Raw genomic sequence first — 17,745 nt, forward strand, 5'->3', positions numbered from 1 at the left:
TACTTCCTCATGCCTTAATGGCATTGCGCCGTAATTTGTTTAACCAGCGCAGTCGGGTCGCTGGCATTGCTGCCGGCCAGCGTGTAAGTGCCTTTGCACTGCTCGTTGCTGCCATTGCCCCATTTCGCCTGAATATTGCCGCTTTCCGGCAGGCCGGTCAGGTAGACTTCGCCGTTATCGCTGACAATACCGGTGACGGTGCTGTTGTTATCTAACAGGCTGACCGTGGCACCAAACGGCACCGGTTTGCCCATAAACAGCATCTGTACGAGGGCTCGCTGGCCGACACGGGTGTCGAAATCGGCAACCACTACGGCACCGCGGGTTGGAATGACCGTCTTGCTCGTCATATCCATATCGACATCATCCCCAAAACTTTCCGTTTTCAGCGTCACGTTGTTTTTGCGGTACGGTTGGGCATAAGGCACGACGGCATAACCACGCCAGTCGGTATGTACGCCGCTGTTGTTTTCTACCTCAACGTCGTCTGCGCCCGGGGCTTTCACCAGCGCGATGGTATCGCCCAGCGGTTGTGACAGCGTGATGCCGTTTTCATGGATCAGCACGCCACCTTGCAGGCCGTAGCTCCACTGACGGGTATCCTGGTCATAGCTGTAACCCAGGTTGGCTTCACCGGAGCCGCCTTTATAGTCCAGGCTGGCGTTACCGGACGCACCGTTGCCCTGATTTTCATAACCTTGCTGCACGGCATAACTCAGATTGTGGTCTTCAAGCAATGTGCCGCTGACGCCCGCCTGCTGAATGGTTGAGCCATGACGCTTGGTGCTCATGTTGTAGGTCGCCCAAGAACCGGTAGGCCCCATAAATTTGTCGAGTGGGATGGACATATTGAACGCGAAGACCTGATCCGCCTCGGTCATACCCGGGTTTTTCGAGTAGTTGTAGTTAAAGCCGTAAGAGATGCCATACAGGCTGGTGTTGTACCCCAGCTGCAACAGTTTCTCTTTGCCGTCGCCACCCCAGTAATCCTGCTGGCTGCCGCTGATATAGATTGACCCGTAGTCACCGATCGTCTGGTTAATAGACATCTGCATTTTGCTGCGCTGGTTGTGAGAACGGTTGTAATCGTCAAAATCGTTCTCCGAGTCGTGTTGATAGTCCTGCACATCACTAAAGGCGTAATAGCCTTTGGTCGAATAGCGGTAACCTGCGATCTGCAGGTTGGTATCGGTCGCCTCGAAGTTCTTGGCATACATCGCCCGATAGGATTGACCTTTTTGGGTGCCCAGCGATCCGTCGAACTCACTGGTTGCCTGTGTGGCGTCAAATGACACCGCGCCCAGGGAGCCTAAGTCGAAGCCCACGCCCACGCTACCGGCACGGTAGTTTTCGGCGTACTGAACCCCACCATAGATAGTGGTGCGGGAGGTCAGGCCATAAATATTAGAGAGCTGAACGAATTTAGGGGTTTCAGTATCATCGTTGCCGGTACGGTACTGGCCCATTGCCAGGTTATATTTGAAGCGGCCTTCACGTTGCAAAATAGGCACTGAGCTGCTGGCAACGGTGAATTTGGTGGTAGAACCATCCGACTCCGTCACCGTCACTTCCATATCACCGCCGTTACCCGACGGATATAAATCGGTAATCGCAAACGGTCCTGGGGATACGTTGGTTTGATAAATCACGTAGCCGTTCTGTTTAATGCTCACCTGTGCATTCGATTTGGCGATGCCGCGTACCGTCGGTGCAAACTGGTTCATCGAGTCAGGCAGCATCTGATCATCGGAAGCAAGTTGAATACCGGTGAACTGCATGCTGTCAAAGACGTCTGCCGGGGTGGAGTATTCCCCGATGGTTAGCTGACCGCCCTGCAGGAAATGCACGTCGCGCTGCAGGTAGGTGTTAATTGACTCAAATTTACTGCTATTTTGGTCGCTTCCGCCGTGTGAGCCATCGGTATGTTGCTGGCTGTAGGTGGAGTAATTACGCAAACGCCATGCAGCCAGATTCGCGCCGACCCGCAGGTTGACGAAGTTGCTTTGTGACTGGCCGCTGTTGTCATGCTCAGTGGTTGAACCTGAATAGCTGTAGTTGACCATAAAGGCCGCAATGCCGTTATCCCAGCGTTTTTGGTCAACCGAATTGCGTGGGCGCATATTCACCCCGATTTGCGGCACGGTGATGTCGTAACGCTTGCGGCTCAAATCGAGGTTTTCTGTCGCCTGTGGAACATAGGCACTCAGCGGTTTAGTAAGCTTCGCATCCTGTGGCGCGGCTTTCAGCTCGGGAAAGCTGTCAAGCTTAACCCCATACTCCGCCATTTCAGCTGGCGTAATCGCACCATAGAGCTTGCCCGGAGCGTCCGGCAGACTGACAAACTCGATGTTGCGTGAGTCTACCTGCTGGTTATTGAGATAAATATCGACCTGATAAGTACCGGGCATCTGCCCGCCTTTTTCGGCGAAATAGTCAAGGTTAACGCCATCCATATCCCCGCCATCACCGATAGCTTTGAGCATTTCAGGGTTAAAAGTTTCGGCAGAAAAAGCAAACCCGGGAAGAGATAACAATATGAAAAATGATAAGGGTTTTAATAAAAAAGAGTAAGTGGTACGGCTACCTTTTCCTGTACCACTCTTTTTTTTATTACATTTTCCTCTGGCGCTGTCTTTTTCCTGAATATTTTTAATATTGTTACTTTCCATAATTAATAGACATTCTCGTTTTAATTTTCGACTTGATTACATCGATGCTTTGGCTTTCTCTGTCAATCCACCGAAGTCATTAATAGCCTGCCAGTTGATGCTGTTTCCTGTAGGAGTATCATCAATTTTCAAAGAAGATTTTGGTGGGACCATATAACCTTCTTTCATTTCTTTTCCACCAATATTGACTTTTGTCATATTGATATAATAAGGCGTTGGGTTATTGGCTGTGACGGTTTTACCAGACCGCGAAAACGTGAGCTGCTTCCAGGCTTTACTAATGGCATCTCTGTTATTCAATTCAGTCGGACGGTAAAACAATTTGATGCGCGTGTTAACAGAAAACTGCAGTGAATTTTTTTCTTTTGAGGCAGGAGGGATCGCCAGAGTGTTAATCCAGTAGACTGATTCTTTATCCTGCGGCAAAGCCGATGAGGTCTGGGTGATTCGTACCGCATTGTCCTGGCCCGGTTCGATGCGGAACAGTGGAGGGGTGATAATAAAGGGAACTTTATCACCTTCTTTGTCAGCGCTAACCCAGGAACGAATCAGGTAGATATTAGAGTCTTCGGTGTTTTTAACTGAAAGCGAAGCTTCTTTCTGGTTCCCGTTATAAATCACGCGGGTTGCACCTACGGAAAAACCGGCAAACGATGGGGTGGATACGGCGATCAATACTAACGGGAGAAGGGCTTTTTTAAAAAATTTCATAGTTAACCTTGAAAGTTAAAGGCAATAATCTCACTGTAATATCGAGGTGATTAGATGAAATGGCTGAGTATTAACTCAGCCATTTTATTAAAAAACACACTTAATACAGAGTAATTACTCGTAAGACATGGTGAAGGTTACTGGTACGTCAACAGTACCGGCAACAGCTGCACTTTCATTGGTGGTTTTGGTTAAACCAACTAAATAGTTCAGGGTGTTTTCTGCACCTGGAACAATTGTTTGATCACCACCAAAAACTTTTGGTGTAATGATAGTGTTGGTATTAGCATCGGAAATAACGATACCAACATAACGTGCAGTTGATGCACCTACAAATGCGTTTGGCACAATACCGGAAGTTTTGCCATCCAGTTTAATTTTAGCGACGGACAGACCTTCTGGGCAGCCCACGAGCTGGATGCTGAAAGGTTTCTGAAGTGCACTAGTAGTAGTACCTGGAGCAACGCCATCTAAAGTTGCAGCAGAGTAACCATCAAAAGTCACAGGGACCTCAGTGGAGCTTGTAGCAACGGAGCAAGAGCTTGCGCTCACTTCACCGGTGAAATTCAGGGAGCCATCATCTGCCTGTGCAGCAGAAACACCCAGACCCAACATAACAACTACTGCGGCACTTAATTTTTTCATATTCATGAGCGGTTTAATCCTTTTTACCAAATTTTATTAACGTGTTGTTTTGATCCACAGGTCAATAAATCGGGAAATATTAGTTGTAAGACAGAACAAAAGTAGTCGTTGCGTTGAATGAACCACCGGTAACTGACTGAGCGGTAGACATGGCAGCCGCTTCCAGATTAATGGTTGCAACACCTGTTTCAGCATCAATTGGAGCAGCAGCAGAAGCAGAGTGCATTGGGATCAGTTCGCCACCTTTGTTATAAAGAGCAATACCCAGGCCGGTTGCCAGTGAATCAGAGGACAGGGCCAGCAGCTGATTGTTGGTGGCATCAGATGCGCCGTTCGCGGTGAACATTACACCGGTCTGAGAAACTGGGCAGCCAGTCAGATTCAGAGTGATGTCTTGCTTCTCAGAGATAGCACCCACATCGGCGAAGCTTTCTGCAGCCAGAGTACCCATTGGCACGACAGTGGTGCTGCTTGAATCAACCGCACATGAGGTTGCAATGATGCTACCAGTCACATTCAGAGTACCGGTATCACCAGCATTTGCGCCCATTGCTGCAACCAAGCCGGCTGCCAGCACGCTCATTTTGAAAAATGAATCCATTTTCATTGGTATTCCTTTATTGAAAAATTTTAACAAAACACTCTTTTAACAGTAACAAGAGTCAGTGGGGGATGATAAAGAGAGCATATAAGCCGGCACCCCTTATCGTTGGGATGCATTATTCATATCCGGATGAGAAATCGCCATACTCTTAACTTAATGTACTATTCAGTAAAATTAATAATGCGTGTATCTTGATGAATAGTGATGGTTTTATATGTTTTTTTTATTTCTTTGAGAAATGAAAGGATTTAATTTTCAGCGGTTTGAGGCAGAATGTCAGCGGTTCAACTAATTAATTTTATTGTATGTTATTGTATTATGGGAATGTAATACAATTCGCATTATATTCTGATGCTTGTTTATATGCTGAGTTTAAATGTTTACTCAGGGCGGCGTTATTGCAATAGGAAGATGAGTTTAATATTCCAATTGATTTGCGCCGACGTTCATTGTGATTGTTGTTTTAAATCATCATTAAGTTGTTTCTCAATGAAATGTATAAATAAATCACCCTCAAGGAGCCCCAAATTGAGTATCTCGACTATGATTGATGTTGAGAATACGAATCATCGTATTTCACCCGAAATCAGAAGGCTGGAGCGCATGAAAGAAAATAGACTCACCGATCGCTTTAAGACGGTGAAGACCTTTGATCTGAATCTTTTAACGACATTTGAGGCTGTATTTATTCATCGGAGTGGGACCAAAGCAGCGGATGCTCTCGGCATTACCCCTTCTGCGGTGAGTCAGGCCTTGGGGCGTTTACGCGTTCACTTCAATGATGCCTTGTTTCTCAGAGACGGTAAGGCACTGGCACCGACCACGGTGGCGATAGGGATCCATGAAGGCCTGGAAGATGCGTATGACAACCTGATCGCTAAGCTACAGAATATTTCATTTGATACGGTACCTACGCGCTTAGTAGTACATTGCGCGGCGTATATCTCAATGTTTACGTTGAACGTGATGCGCAGGGTGTTGGATGAGATAGCCCCAGAGTGTGAAATTGTTCACACCATCAGCCATAACACGATTACGGAAATTGAAGAGTCGCTCATTTTTCGTAAAGCAGATATCATTTTTGATATGCATTCTCATGTCAGCCATTCTCGCGTTAGCCAACAGATTTCCAGTGAAACGCCGGTGGTCATTTGTCGTCGCCAACATCCGCGCATCCATGGCAAAATGACACTGGAACAGATACCTGATGAGACGTTTATCTATGTTGATTCGGAGAGTGCGATTCTGTTGTCTAACCGGATCAAAGTGAATTCGATGATGCGGGAAAACAGAGTCTGTCGGTTTATTAGCCCGTCTTTGCTGACCAACATCTCGATGGTTGAGTCATCTGACATGCTGGCGCTGGTCCCTGAACGCTTCTATGAAAAAATGAAAAATGCGTTTGATGTTCAGGCAGTAGCGGTTGATTTCACGATGCCTACGCAACCTGTGTATATGGTCTACAACAAGTCAGCCCTGAATAATCAATTTTTCGCCACGCTGGTGAAAAAAATGACGGATATTTTCCAGCAGGAACTACAGAACGAGCCTGTGCTGTAAATTTGCAGAGTGGATAAACAGAAAGACGCATTTCCCTCATGTTATTAAATGAATACGATGAGGAAAGAGCGTCTTTTCTTGGTTAAGAGGCGATTGCCGCGTCGCCTTCATCTAACTGAGGTTTACGATTAGACGGCTGCACAAAGTATTGCTTATCTTCCCAACGTAAACAGGTTAACTCCCCGCCCCAGCAGCATCCAGTGTCCAGCGCGTAAATCCCTTCCGGTGTGCCTTTACCTTCCAGGGACGCCCAGTGGCCGAAAATAACGCTGTATTCATCCGTAACTGGGCCTGGAATAGCAAACCACGGCTTGAGCGGCGCAGGTGCGTTTTCCGGGGCTTCCTTGGTATACATGTCGAGCTGCCCATTCGGGAAGCAGTAGCGCATGCGGGTAAAGGCATTGGTGATAAAACGCAGACGTGCCAGGCCGGACAGCTCTGGCGACCAGTGATTTGGCAAATCGCCATACATCGCATCGAGAAAGAACGGATAGGAATCGCTGCACAGCACGGCTTCGACATCGCGGGCGCAGAGTTCCGCGGTGTCCAGATCCCATTGCGGGGTTATCCCGGCATGAGCCATCACCAGCTTCTTATCTTGATCCACCTGCAACAGCGGCTGGCGACGTAGCCAGTTCAGCAATTCGTCAGCGTCAGATGCTTCGAGCAGCGGGGTAAGTCGATCCTTAGGTTTATTACGGCTGATCCCGGCGAACACCGCCAGCAGATGCAGGTCGTGATTACCGAGTACCATCCGCACGCTGTCTCCGAGGGATTTCACGTAACGCAGCACGTCAAGCGATGCCGGACCACGCGCGACAAGATCGCCGGTCAGCCAAAGCGTGTCCTGCCCTGGCTGAAAATTCACCTGCTCTAATAACGCGATCAGTTCATCGTAGCAGCCGTGAACGTCGCCAATAAGGTATGTGCTCATTTTATCAATGGATGAGAGCTGGCACGGCCAGACGGAAAACGGGAATATCGATGCTGAACGGTTTACCGTCAGCGTCGATCATTTCATAGTGACCCTGCATGGTGCCGAGTGGCGTTTCCAGCACGGCACCGCTGGTGTACTGATATTCGTTACCTGGCTCAATATGCGGCTGTACGCCAACCACACCTTCACCCTGAACCTCGGTTTCACGACCATGGCCGTTGGTTATCAACCAGTAGCGCCCAAGTAGCTGTACCGATCCTCGCCCCAGATTACGAATGGTGACCGTATAGGAAAAAACATAGCGTTCATCTTCCGGTGAGGACTGTGCCTCAATGTAGACGCTTTGTACCTGAATACAGACGCGGGGCGAATTGATCATGGTTTAGCTCTCCTTCGGGGGCGCATTTTCTGACAGCCAGTTAGCCAGACGGCAGTACTGGGCCACAGAGATATTTTCTGCACGCATCGCCGGGTCAACGCCAAGCTCGGTTAACACGTCGATTGAGAAGATATTGCCGAGGCTGTTACGGATAGTCTTACGACGCTGGTTAAACGCTTCGGTAGTGATTCGGCTTAATACCCGAACCTCTTTCACCGGATGCGGCAGCGTGGTGTAAGGCACCAGTCGAACCACGGCAGAATCCACTTTAGGCGGTGGCGTAAAGGCGGTTGGCGGCACTTCCAGCACAGGGATAATCTGGCAGTAGTACTGCGCCATGACGCTTAAACGACCATACGCCTTACTGTTTGGCCCTGCAACCAGACGATTGACCACTTCTTTTTGCAACATAAAGTGCATATCGGCAATGGCATCAGTATAGCTAAACAGGTGGAACATCAGCGGGGTAGAGATGTTATACGGCAGGTTACCAAACACGCGCAGCGGCTGGCCCATTTCCTTCGACAGTTCGCCGAAGTTCATGGTCATCGCATCCTGCTGGAAAATGGTCAGCTTTGGCCCGAGGAACGGGTGCGTTTGCAGACGTGCAGCCAGGTCGCGGTCAAGCTCGATAACGGTCAGTTTATCCAGACGTTCGCCTACCGGCTCGGTCAGGGCGGCCAGGCCGGGGCCGATTTCAACAATCGCCTGGCCTTTCTGTGGGTTGATAGCCGAAACGATGCTGTCGATCACAAACTGATCGTTGAGAAAGTTTTGCCCGAAGCGTTTACGGGCTAAGTGGCCCTGATGGACTCGATTATTCATTTAGAGTTAACAATCATTTTGATGGCGAGATTAAGCGCCGTAATAAAACTGCCGACGTTCGCTTTCCCCTGGCCCGCAAGTTCAAGTGCGGTGCCGTGGTCAACGGAGGTGCGGATAAAAGGTAGACCGAGCGTAATGTTCACTGCTCGGCCGAAGCCCTGGTATTTTAGCACGGGCAGACCCTGATCGTGGTACATTGCCAGCACCGCATCAGCATGATCGAGATATTTCGGCTGGAACAGCGTATCCGCTGGCAGCGGCCCGCTCAGATTCATGCCCTTCGCACGCATCTCATCCAGCACCGGGATAATGGTGTCAATCTCTTCCATCCCCATATGCCCGCCTTCTCCGGCGTGCGGATTCAGCCCACAGACCAGAATATGCGGTTCGGCAATGCCAAATTTGTGGCGCAGGTCGTTATCGAGGATGGTAATTACGTCCCGCAATAGATCGGCGGTGATGGCATCACTAATCGCTTTTAACGGCAGATGGGTGGTCGCCAGCGCGACGCGCAACTCTTCTGTCGCCAGCATCATCACCACTTTATCGGTGTGCGAACGCTCTTCGAAGAATTCGGTATGCCCGGTAAAGGCAATGCCCGCATCGTTGATGATGCTCTTTTGCACCGGCCCGGTTATCAATGCCGCGAACTCGCCTTGGGTGCTGCCGTCACAGGCACGCGCCAGGGTGTCCACCACGTAGGGACCATTCTGGACATTGAGAACGCCGGGAACCGCCGGAGCATGAAGCGCAACAGGAAGGAGAGTCAGGGAGCCGGCTTTTTGCGGCACTGGCGCCTGAGAGGCATCGTAGGGCAGGAGCGTTAACGGCAAACCGAGCATTGCTGCCCGGTCTGTCAGAAGCGTTCCATCGGCACAGACCACCAGTTCAACAGGCCAGTCAAGCTGGGCCAGTTGAACCACCAGGTCTGGACCAATCCCGGCAGGTTCGCCGGGAGTGATAACAACACGTTGGGGTTGCGTCATTAGTTGCTCAGAATTTTGACGTACGCGGTGGCACGCTGTTCCTGCATCCAGGTCGCTGCTTCTTCAGCAAACTTACGGTTCATCAGCATACGATAAGCACGGTCTTTCTGTGCGGCATCGGTACGGTCAACGTTACGGGTATCCAGCAACTGAATCAGGTGCCAGCCGAACGAGGAGTGAACCGGTGCGCTGAGTTCGCCTTTGCTGAGCTTCATCAGAGCATCGCGGAATGCCGGATCGTACATGTCTGGCGTACCCCAGCCCAGATCGCCGCCCTGGTTGGCAGAGCCTGGATCCTGAGACAGTTCTTTGGCTGCTTTATCAAAGGTGGTCTTGCCACTCTTAATGTCAGCCGCAACCTGTTCCAGTTTCGCCCGTGCCTGGTCGTCGGTCATAATTGGAGACGGCTTCAGCAGGATGTGGCGGGAATGCACTTCCGTGACAGAGATGCTCTGGCTCTGGCCACGCAGGTCGTTGACTTTGAGGACGTGGAAGCCGACGCCGGAACGGATCGGACCAACGATGTCACCTTTTTTGGCGGTGCTCAGCGCCTGCGCGAAGATAGACGGCAGTTCCTGAATACGACCCCAACCCATCTGGCCGCCTTTCAGCGCCTGCTGATCAGCAGAGAAAGTGATCGCCAGCTTACCGAAATCAGCACCTTTGTTCGCCTGCTCGACGATAGAACGCGCCTGCTTCTCCGCTTCGTTAACCTGATCGGAGGTCGGGTTTTCCGGCAGTGGGATCAGGATGTGGCTCAGGTTCAGCTCGGTGCTGGCATCGTTCTGATTGCCCATCTGAGACGCCAGAGAATCCACTTCCTGCGGCAGAACGGTAATGCGACGACGCACCTCGTTATTGCGCACCTCTGAGATAATCATCTCTTTGCGGATCTGGCTGCGGTAGGTGTTGTAGTTCATGCCATCGTAGGCCAGACGGCTGCGCATCTGATCCATCGACATGTTGTTCTGCTTGGCGATGTTGGCAATGGCGGCATCAAGCTGCTCATCCGACACTTTGACGCCCATTTTCTGGCCCATCTGCAGGACAATCTGATCCATGATCAGACGCTCCAGAATCTGGTGACGCAGGGTAGCGTCATCCGGCAGTTGTTGCCCGGCCTGAGTTGCGTTGCCTTTGACGGACTGCATCAAACTATCGACGTCGCTTTCCAGTACTACGCCGTTATTCACGACGGCTGCTACTTTATCGACAACCTGCGGGGCAGCGAAACTGGTATTCGCAACCATGGCGATACCGAGAAGCAGCGTTTTCCAGTTCTTCATACTCTTTCCATTTCAATTAACCGCAAAGGCGGATTACGTTTTTAAACTGTGGCGTTACAAAGAGCTCTGATACGGCATGATGGTCGAGCGCAACATCTGTTGAGTGCCCAGGCCATAGTTAGAGCTCAGGCCGCGCAGTTCAATATTGAAGCCGATCACGTTGTCGTATACACCCTGGGCATTGTTCGCATCCCAACCGTTGAGCTTACGCTCATAGCCAACGCGGAGCGCGTAACAGCAGGAGTTATACTGTACGGCTATCATCTGATCCGCGGGTTTATTGGCGTTGGTATCATAGTAATACGCGCCTACCACAGACCATCTGTCCACTACCGGCCAGCTTGCGGTCATGCCCACCTGCGAGATCCCGTCTTTATACTGCTGTGCCGTGGAGTAAGAAGGCAGCGTGGCCTGAATGTACTCCGGGCTTGCGTAACGGTAATTCAACTGCACTAAACGATCTTCATCGCGGCGATATTCAACGGTGCCGTTGCCGGTCGCCACGTTGTCCAGACGGGTGTCATACTGTACGCCACCACGCAGTCCCCATTGGTCGGTCATGCGCCAATAGGTATCACCGGCCCATACCAGGGAGCCTTTCTGATCGCTCTGCGACCAGTTATCGTCTTCGTCGCCGGTACGAGACGGCGTGAAGTAGTAGATTTGACCCACGGAAACGTTAAAACGTTCAACCGCGTTTTGATCATAGACGCGAGACGTAATACCGGTGGTCACCTGGTTAGCCGACGCGATACGGTCAAGACCGCTGTAGCTACGATCGCGGAACAGACCGCTGTAATCCGACTGCAGCAACGTGGAGTCATACGACATGATGTCGCTTTGATCTTTATACGGTACATACAGGTACTGCACGCGCGGCTCGAGGGTCTGAGTGTAGCCTTGTGACCAGTCCATATCCCGCTCGAAGACCATCTTGCCGTCTACTTTGAACTGCGGCAGCACACGACTCACGTTTTCTTTCAGTTTGGTACCGTACCTGTTGTTGTACCACTCAACGTCTTCCTGCTGATAATGAGTGGCCAGAAGTTTGGCTTCGGTATCCAGACTTCCCCAACCGTTAGACAGCGGCAGATCGATGGTCGGTTCAAGATGGACACGCGTGGCTTCTGGCATGTTGTCGTTGGTGTTTTTGAAATGCACCACCTGGCCATAGATATGCGTATCAAACGGACCGACATCATTCTGGTAGTAGTTAACGTCGAGCTGCGGCTGGGCCGCATAGGAGTTTGAGTTCTCGGTGTCGAACACCTGGAACTGCTTGCTCGATACGGTAGCGTTGAAGTTCTCAATGGCATAGCCAACGCTGAATTTCTGCGTAGCGTAACCGTCGGTACTGGAACCGTATTTGGAATCAAAATCGTTGAAGTATTTCGGATCGCTGACTTTGGTGTAGTCGGCATTGAAGCGCCACACCTGATCCATTACGCCAGCATGGCGCCAGTAGAAGAGCCAGCGACGGCTGTTGTCTTCGTTTGGATTCTCGTCTTCGTAGACTTTATCTTTATTCAGGTAATCAAATTCGAGCAGGCCTGCGCCCGCTTTGGTCAGATAGCGGAATTCGTTTTCCCACATGATGCCGCCACGCTTTTCCATATAGTGCGGCGTGATGGTGGCATCGAAGTTCGGCGCGATGTTCCAGTAGTACGGCAGAAGGATTTCCGTGCCGTTGTTGCTACTGTATTTGGCGTTAGGGATCAGGAAACCTGAACGACGCTTGTCGCCCACCGGTAACTGCAGATACGGGCTGTAGAAGACCGGTACCGGGCCAATTTTAAAGCGGGCGTTCCAGATTTCCGCGACCTGTTCTTCACGGTCATGGATAACCTCACTCCCCACCACGCTCCAGGTATTTGACCCCGGTAAGCAAGAGGTAAAGGTGCCATTATCAAGAATGGTGTAACGGTTTTCGCCACGCTGTTTCATGACGTCAGCGGTACCGCGACCCTGACGGTCGACCATCTGGTAGTCGCCTTTCCAGACGTTGGTATCTTTGGTATTCAGATTCGACCAGGCTTTAGGACCTTTCAGGATAACCTGGTTATCGTCATAGTGTACATTGCCCAAAGCATCGACGGTGCGAATCGGATCAGCCTGACCCGGTGCCTGCTTCTGGTGCAACTGCACTTCATCCGCCTGTAATCGGCTATTGGCCTGATTAATATCGACATTGCCGGTAAATACGGCATTATCTGGGTAATTGCCCTTGGCGTGATCGGCATTGATGGTGACAGGCAGGCTATTAGTATCCCCCTGAACCAGCGGACGGTTATAGCTTGGTACCCCCAGCATACACTGTGTTGCGAGGTCAGCTGCCGCACTCTGTTGAGAGTACAGGGCGCTGGCGATCAGGGTAGCCAGAAGGGTGGGAATACGTTTTTTCATACGTTTTATTTGTTGTTCCGTCATCTGTGGCTTCGCGGCTTGCAAACGGTCAGAGACTAACGTACTCATCGTTAACGCGCCAGTGTTTATCCTGCCGCTTCGAACCAGTGGCGTTAGGCACCGTGTAGAATGGCGAGTATGATAAAGCAAATTATAGGTTATGTCCTGCACTGACCATAAGGTCATCGTAGGGAAAATCGCCTTTTATCAAGGTGAATGCATCACCTGTGGCATGATGATTATGACTATCCGGGGAGTCTATGCAGTATTGGGGTAAAGTGATTGGTGTGGCAGTCGCGCTGATGATGGGCGGCGGGTTTTGGGGCGCGCTGCTTGGGCTGCTGATTGGCCACATGTTTGATAAGGCGCGTAGCCGCAGACTCAATTTTTTTGCGAACCAGCAGGAGCGTCAGTCTCTGTTCTTCGCCACCACCTTTGAGGTGATGGGGCATCTGACCAAATCCAAAGGGCGTGTCACCGAGGCGGACATTCATGTCGCCAGCATTTTTATGGATCGCATGAATCTGCACGGCGAGTCTCGGACTGCCGCGCAGCAGGCTTTCCGCGTCGGTAAAGCGGATAATTACCCGCTGCGTGAGAAGATGCGTCAGTTCCGTGGCGTCTGTTTTGGTCGCTTTGATTTGATTAGGATGTTTCTGGAAATTCAGATCCAGGCGGCGTTTGCCGATGGCTCTTTACATCCTAACGAGCGAGAAGTGTTGTTTGTGATAGCCGACGAGTTAGGGATTTCCCGTGCCCAGTTCGATCAGTTCCTGCGTATGATGCAGGGCGGCGCGCAATTTGGCGGCGGTTATCAGCAGCAGTCACAGTCCGGTGGCGGCTGGCAGCAGGCGCAGCGGGGCCCAACTCTGGAAGATGCGTGTAATGTTCTCGGGGTGAAAACCACCGACGATGCCACCACCATCAAGCGCGCGTATCGTAAGCTGATGAGCGAACATCACCCGGATAAGCTGGTGGCAAAAGGTTTACCACCAGAAATGATGGAAATGGCGAAGCAGAAAGCTCAGGAAATTCAACGGGCCTACGAGCTCGTAAAGGAACAGAAGGGATTTAAGTAACCTGTTCTGAATGCCCTCTCCGCCCGGAGAGGGTCATCTCAAAAATCTACCGGTGCCTTAAAGGTCATGCTCGTGCCAAACTGCGGATGGGTAATGGTCAGCATTGCCGCGTGCAGCAGCAGGCGCGGCGCCATTGCCAGCGCTTCCGGCGTGGCGTAGAAACGATCCCCGAGAATCGGATGCCCCAAGGCCTGCATGTGGACCCGCAGCTGATGCGAACGGCCGGTTATTGGTTTAAGCAGCACCCGCGCCGTATTGTCATCGGCATAGTCCAGCACTTCATACTCGGTTTGCGCCGACTTCCCGGTCTCGAAACACACCTTTTGCTTTGGGCGGTTCGGCCAGTCACAGATCAACGGTAAATCGACCAGACCTTCCGCTTTTTCCGGATGTCCCCAGACGCGCGCCAGATACTGTTTCTTCGGTTCACGCTCGCGGAACTGGCGCTTAAGCTCCCGTTCCGCGGGCTTGGTCAGAGCCACCACAATCACGCCACTGGTCGCCATATCGAGGCGATGCACCGATTCGGCCTGTGGAAAATCACGCTGAACGCGCGTCATCACGCTGTCTTTGTGGTCGTCCAGGCGGCCTGGCACGGACAACAGGCCGCTTGGCTTGTTGACCACCATGATGTGCTCATCCTGGTAGAGCACCACCAGCCACGGATCCTGAGGCGGATTGTAGGACTCCAGTACCATAACCTTTTCCTTATTGATGCGTGACGACGATCAGTCGCAGCGCATCGAGACGCCAACCGGCCTGCGCCAGGGCTTCCATCACCTGCTGACGATTGCTTTCAATCGCTTCCAGCTCGTCATCACGAATGTTCGGGTTGACGGCTTTCAGCGCTTCCAGACGTGCCAGCTCGGCGCTCAGTTTGTCGTCGGCTTCTCTGCGCGCCGCTTCGATCAACGCCTTCGCCGCTTTTTCAATCTGCGCTTCGCCCTGCTGCAAAATCGCGTGAACGTCTTGCTGTACGGCGTTTACCAGTTTGCTGCCGGTATGACGATTGACCGCGCTCAGCTGACGGTTGAAGGTTTCAAACTCGACCTGTGCCGCGAGGTTGTTGCCGTTTTTATCCACCAGCATGCGCACCGGCGTTGGAGGCAGGAAACGGTTCAACTGCAGCTGTTTCGGAGCCTGGGCTTCTACTACGTAAATCAGCTCCAGCAGCAGCGTACCCACCGGCAATGCTTTGTTTTTCAGCAGAGATATAGTGCTGCTGCCAGTGTCACCTGAAAGGATCAAATCCAGACCGTTGCGAATCAGCGGGTGTTCCCAGGTCAGGAACTGGGCATCTTCACGCGACAGGGCGATATCACGCTCGAAGGTCACGGTACAGCCGTCTTCCGGCAGACCCGGGAAGTCCGGGACCAGCATGTGATCGGACGGCGTGAGGACGATCAGGTTCTCACCGCGATCGTCCTGATTGATGCCGATGATATCGAACAGGTTCATCGTGAAGCTGATCAACCCGGTGTCATCGTCCTGCTCTTCAATACTTTCGGCCAGCGCCTGCGCTTTTTCGCCGCCGTTGGAGTTGATCTCCAGCAGACGGTCACGGCCCTGCTCAAGCTGGGCTTTCAGCGCATCGTGCTGTTCGCGACAGGTTTTGATCAGATCGTCAAAACCGTCGGTGTTTTCTGGGGCTGCCAGATACTCAATCAGCTGGGTATAGACGCTGTCGTAAATGGTACGACCGGTCGGGCAGGTGTGTTCGAACGCATCCAGGCCTTCGTGGAACCAACGAACCAGCACGGATTGCGCCGTTTTTTCCAGATACGGAACGTGAATTTGAATATCGTGCGCCTGACCGATACGGTCCAGACGACCGATACGCTGCTCCAGCAGATCCGGGTTGAACGGCAGATCGAACATCACCAGGTTGCTGGCGAACTGGAAGTTACGGCCTTCGGAGCCAATTTCAGAACACAGCAGCACCTGCGCGCCGGTGTCTTCTTCGCCGAACCAGGCGGCGGCGCGGTCACGTTCAATGATCGACATCCCTTCATGGAACACGGCGGCACGAATGCCTTCGCGCTCGCGCAGGACCTGCTCCAGCTGCAGCGCAGTGGCGGCTTTGGCACAAATCACCAGCACTTTCTGCGAGCGATGGCTGGTCAGATAGCCCATCAGCCACTCAACGCGCGGGTCGAAGTTCCACCAGGTTCCGGTGTCGCCTTCAAACTCCTGATAAATCTGCTCGGGATAGAGCATATCGCGGGCACGTTCTTCGGAAGATTTGCGTGCGCCCATAATGCCGGAGACTTTGATTGCCGTTTGATACTGGGTCGGCAGCGGCAGCTTGATGGTGTGTAGCTCGCGTTTCGGGAAACCTTTCACGCCGTGACGCGTGTTACGGAACAGCACGCGGCTGGTCCCGTGACGGTCCATCAGCATGGCAATCAGTTCCTGGCGTGCGCTTTGTGCATCGTCGCTGGCACTGTTAGCGGCCTGCAGCAGTGGCTCGATATCCTGCTCACCGATCAGATCGCTCAGAGCATTCATCTGTTCATCTTTCAGCTTCTCGCCGCCCAGCAGCAGAGAAACGGCGTCGGCCACCGGACGGAAGTTCTGCTGTTCTTCGACGAACTGCTCGAAATCGTGAAAACGATTTGGGTCAAGCAGACGCAGGCGCGCGAAGTGGCTTTCCAGGCCCAGCTGTTCTGGGGTCGCGGTCAGCAGCAGGACACCGGGCACACGTTCTGCCAGCTGTTCAATGGCCTGATATTCGCGGCTCGGCGCCTCTTCGCTCCACACCAGGTGATGAGCTTCGTCCACCACCATAATGTCCCACTCGGCGTCGCACAGATGTTCCAGACGCTGCTTACTGCGGCGCACGAAATCCAGCGAACAAATCACCAGCTGTTCGGTTTCAAACGGGTTATCGGCATCGTGCTGTGCTTCGGCATAACGCTCATCATCAAACAGCGCAAAACGCAGGTTGAAGCGGCGCAGCATTTCGACCAGCCACTGGTGTTGCAGCGTTTCCGGCACGATAACCAGCACGCGCTCGGCGGCGCCGGACAGCAGCTGTTGGTGCAAAATCATCCCGGCTTCAATGGTTTTACCCAGACCCACTTCATCCGCCAGCAGAACGCGCGGCGCATGACGACGACCCACGTCGTGGGCGATGTGCAACTGATGCGGGATCAGGCTGGTGCGCTGGCCACGCAGGCCGCTCCACGGCATACGGTACTCTTCGCTCTGATATTTCCGCGCACGATAGCGCAGCGCAAAGCGATCCATGCGGTCAATTTGTCCGGCAAACAGACGGTCCTGCGGCTTGCTGAAAATCAGCTTGCTGTCGAGCAGCACTTCACGCAGCACCACGCCTTCTTCTTCGGTGTCCAGACGTGTACCGACGTACGCCAGCAGGCCGTTTTCTTCTTTTACTTCGTCAACGCGTAGCTGCCAGCCGTCGTGGCTGGTAATGGTATCGCCTGGATTAAACATCACACGGGTGATGGGGGAGTCGTTACGGGCGTACAGTCGGTTTTCACCCGTTGCCGGATAGAGGAGAGTGACCATTCGCGCGTCAATCGCAACGACGGTTCCTAATCCCAGTTCGCTTTCTGTATCGCTGATCCAGCGTTGACCAAGTGTAAAAGGCATATATTTTGGGCTCTATATCTACAATTGCAGGCAATAATTGTCCTCC

The 17,745-nt window shown here is 52.2% G+C and carries 14 protein-coding genes; 2 read left to right on the top strand and 12 right to left on the bottom strand.

Translation table 11 applies throughout. The annotated features are described in order from the left end of the window. Positions 1-14: 14 nt before the first annotated feature. From ACG0Z5_RS02675 to ACG0Z5_RS02690, 4 genes are all read right to left on the bottom strand, one after another. Complete coding sequence (locus ACG0Z5_RS02675) at positions 15-2,669, bottom strand: fimbria/pilus outer membrane usher protein (protein ID WP_394445200.1); 2,655 nt, start codon at positions 2,667-2,669, stop codon at positions 15-17. Between the two features lie 36 nt (positions 2,670-2,705). Continuing rightward, a complete protein-coding gene (locus ACG0Z5_RS02680; RefSeq protein WP_394445202.1) occupies positions 2,706-3,380 on the bottom strand; it encodes a molecular chaperone in 675 nt (224 codons plus the stop codon). Positions 3,381-3,494: 114 nt separating this feature from the next. After that, positions 3,495-4,031, bottom strand: coding sequence for a fimbrial protein (locus ACG0Z5_RS02685; protein WP_394445203.1), 537 nt, complete (start codon positions 4,029-4,031; stop codon positions 3,495-3,497). Between the two features lie 73 nt (positions 4,032-4,104). After that, on the bottom strand, positions 4,105-4,632 hold the full coding sequence (locus ACG0Z5_RS02690) for a fimbrial protein (RefSeq protein ID WP_394445204.1): 528 nt from the start codon (positions 4,630-4,632) through the stop codon (positions 4,105-4,107). Between the two features lie 525 nt (positions 4,633-5,157). On the opposite strand from ACG0Z5_RS02690, the gene ACG0Z5_RS02695 reads away from it, so the two are divergent. Then, a complete protein-coding gene (locus ACG0Z5_RS02695; RefSeq protein WP_394445206.1) occupies positions 5,158-6,189 on the top strand; it encodes a LysR family transcriptional regulator in 1,032 nt (343 codons plus the stop codon). Between the two features lie 82 nt (positions 6,190-6,271). Here the strand turns inward: ACG0Z5_RS02695 and apaH are convergent, their stop codons facing one another. From apaH to lptD, 6 genes are read right to left on the bottom strand one after another with little or no spacing between them, the layout of a single operon-like run. Beyond that, the gene (gene apaH / locus ACG0Z5_RS02700) at positions 6,272-7,123 is read right to left on the bottom strand and encodes a bis(5'-nucleosyl)-tetraphosphatase (symmetrical) ApaH (protein ID WP_319628217.1); all 852 of its coding nucleotides are present in this window, start codon (positions 7,121-7,123) and stop codon (positions 6,272-6,274) included. A 4-nt stretch (positions 7,124-7,127) separates the two neighbouring features. Continuing rightward, positions 7,128-7,505 carry a Co2+/Mg2+ efflux protein ApaG gene (apaG, locus tag ACG0Z5_RS02705; protein ID WP_394445208.1) on the bottom strand — a complete coding sequence of 126 codons (378 nt, stop codon included), beginning with the start codon at positions 7,503-7,505 and terminating at the stop codon, positions 7,128-7,130. Between the two features lie 3 nt (positions 7,506-7,508). Beyond that, positions 7,509-8,330: a 16S rRNA (adenine(1518)-N(6)/adenine(1519)-N(6))-dimethyltransferase RsmA gene (rsmA, locus tag ACG0Z5_RS02710; RefSeq protein ID WP_394445210.1), complete on the bottom strand. Its 822-nt coding sequence runs from the start codon at positions 8,328-8,330 to the stop codon at positions 7,509-7,511. After that, positions 8,327-9,316, bottom strand: a complete 990-nt coding sequence (gene pdxA / locus ACG0Z5_RS02715) for a 4-hydroxythreonine-4-phosphate dehydrogenase PdxA (protein ID WP_394445211.1) — start codon at positions 9,314-9,316, stop codon at positions 8,327-8,329. The genes rsmA and pdxA overlap by 4 nt, the downstream gene beginning before the upstream one ends. Beyond that, on the bottom strand, positions 9,316-10,602 hold the full coding sequence (surA, locus tag ACG0Z5_RS02720; RefSeq protein WP_394445212.1) for a peptidylprolyl isomerase SurA: 1,287 nt from the start codon (positions 10,600-10,602) through the stop codon (positions 9,316-9,318). Before surA ends, pdxA begins: the two co-directional genes overlap by 1 nt. 54 nt (positions 10,603-10,656) lie before the next feature. After that, positions 10,657-13,005, bottom strand: a complete 2,349-nt coding sequence (gene lptD / locus ACG0Z5_RS02725) for an LPS assembly protein LptD (protein ID WP_394445322.1) — start codon at positions 13,003-13,005, stop codon at positions 10,657-10,659. Between the two features lie 260 nt (positions 13,006-13,265). Between lptD and djlA the strand changes: the two genes are divergently transcribed. Then, positions 13,266-14,084 (top strand): co-chaperone DjlA, encoded by an 819-nt coding sequence (djlA, locus tag ACG0Z5_RS02730; RefSeq protein WP_394445213.1) that lies wholly within the window; start codon positions 13,266-13,268, stop codon positions 14,082-14,084. Positions 14,085-14,122: 38 nt separating this feature from the next. Here the strand turns inward: djlA and rluA are convergent, their stop codons facing one another. Both rluA and rapA read right to left on the bottom strand, forming a co-directional pair. Continuing rightward, on the bottom strand, positions 14,123-14,782 hold the full coding sequence (gene rluA / locus ACG0Z5_RS02735) for a bifunctional tRNA pseudouridine(32) synthase/23S rRNA pseudouridine(746) synthase RluA (protein WP_394445214.1): 660 nt from the start codon (positions 14,780-14,782) through the stop codon (positions 14,123-14,125). Between the two features lie 10 nt (positions 14,783-14,792). Further along, positions 14,793-17,699 (bottom strand): RNA polymerase-associated protein RapA, encoded by a 2,907-nt coding sequence (gene rapA, locus ACG0Z5_RS02740; protein ID WP_394445215.1) that lies wholly within the window; start codon positions 17,697-17,699, stop codon positions 14,793-14,795. Positions 17,700-17,745 lie beyond the last annotated feature (46 nt).

The organism is Scandinavium sp. M-37 (assembly GCF_043558715.1).
Lineage (GTDB): Bacteria > Pseudomonadota > Gammaproteobacteria > Enterobacterales > Enterobacteriaceae > Scandinavium > Scandinavium vulneris_A.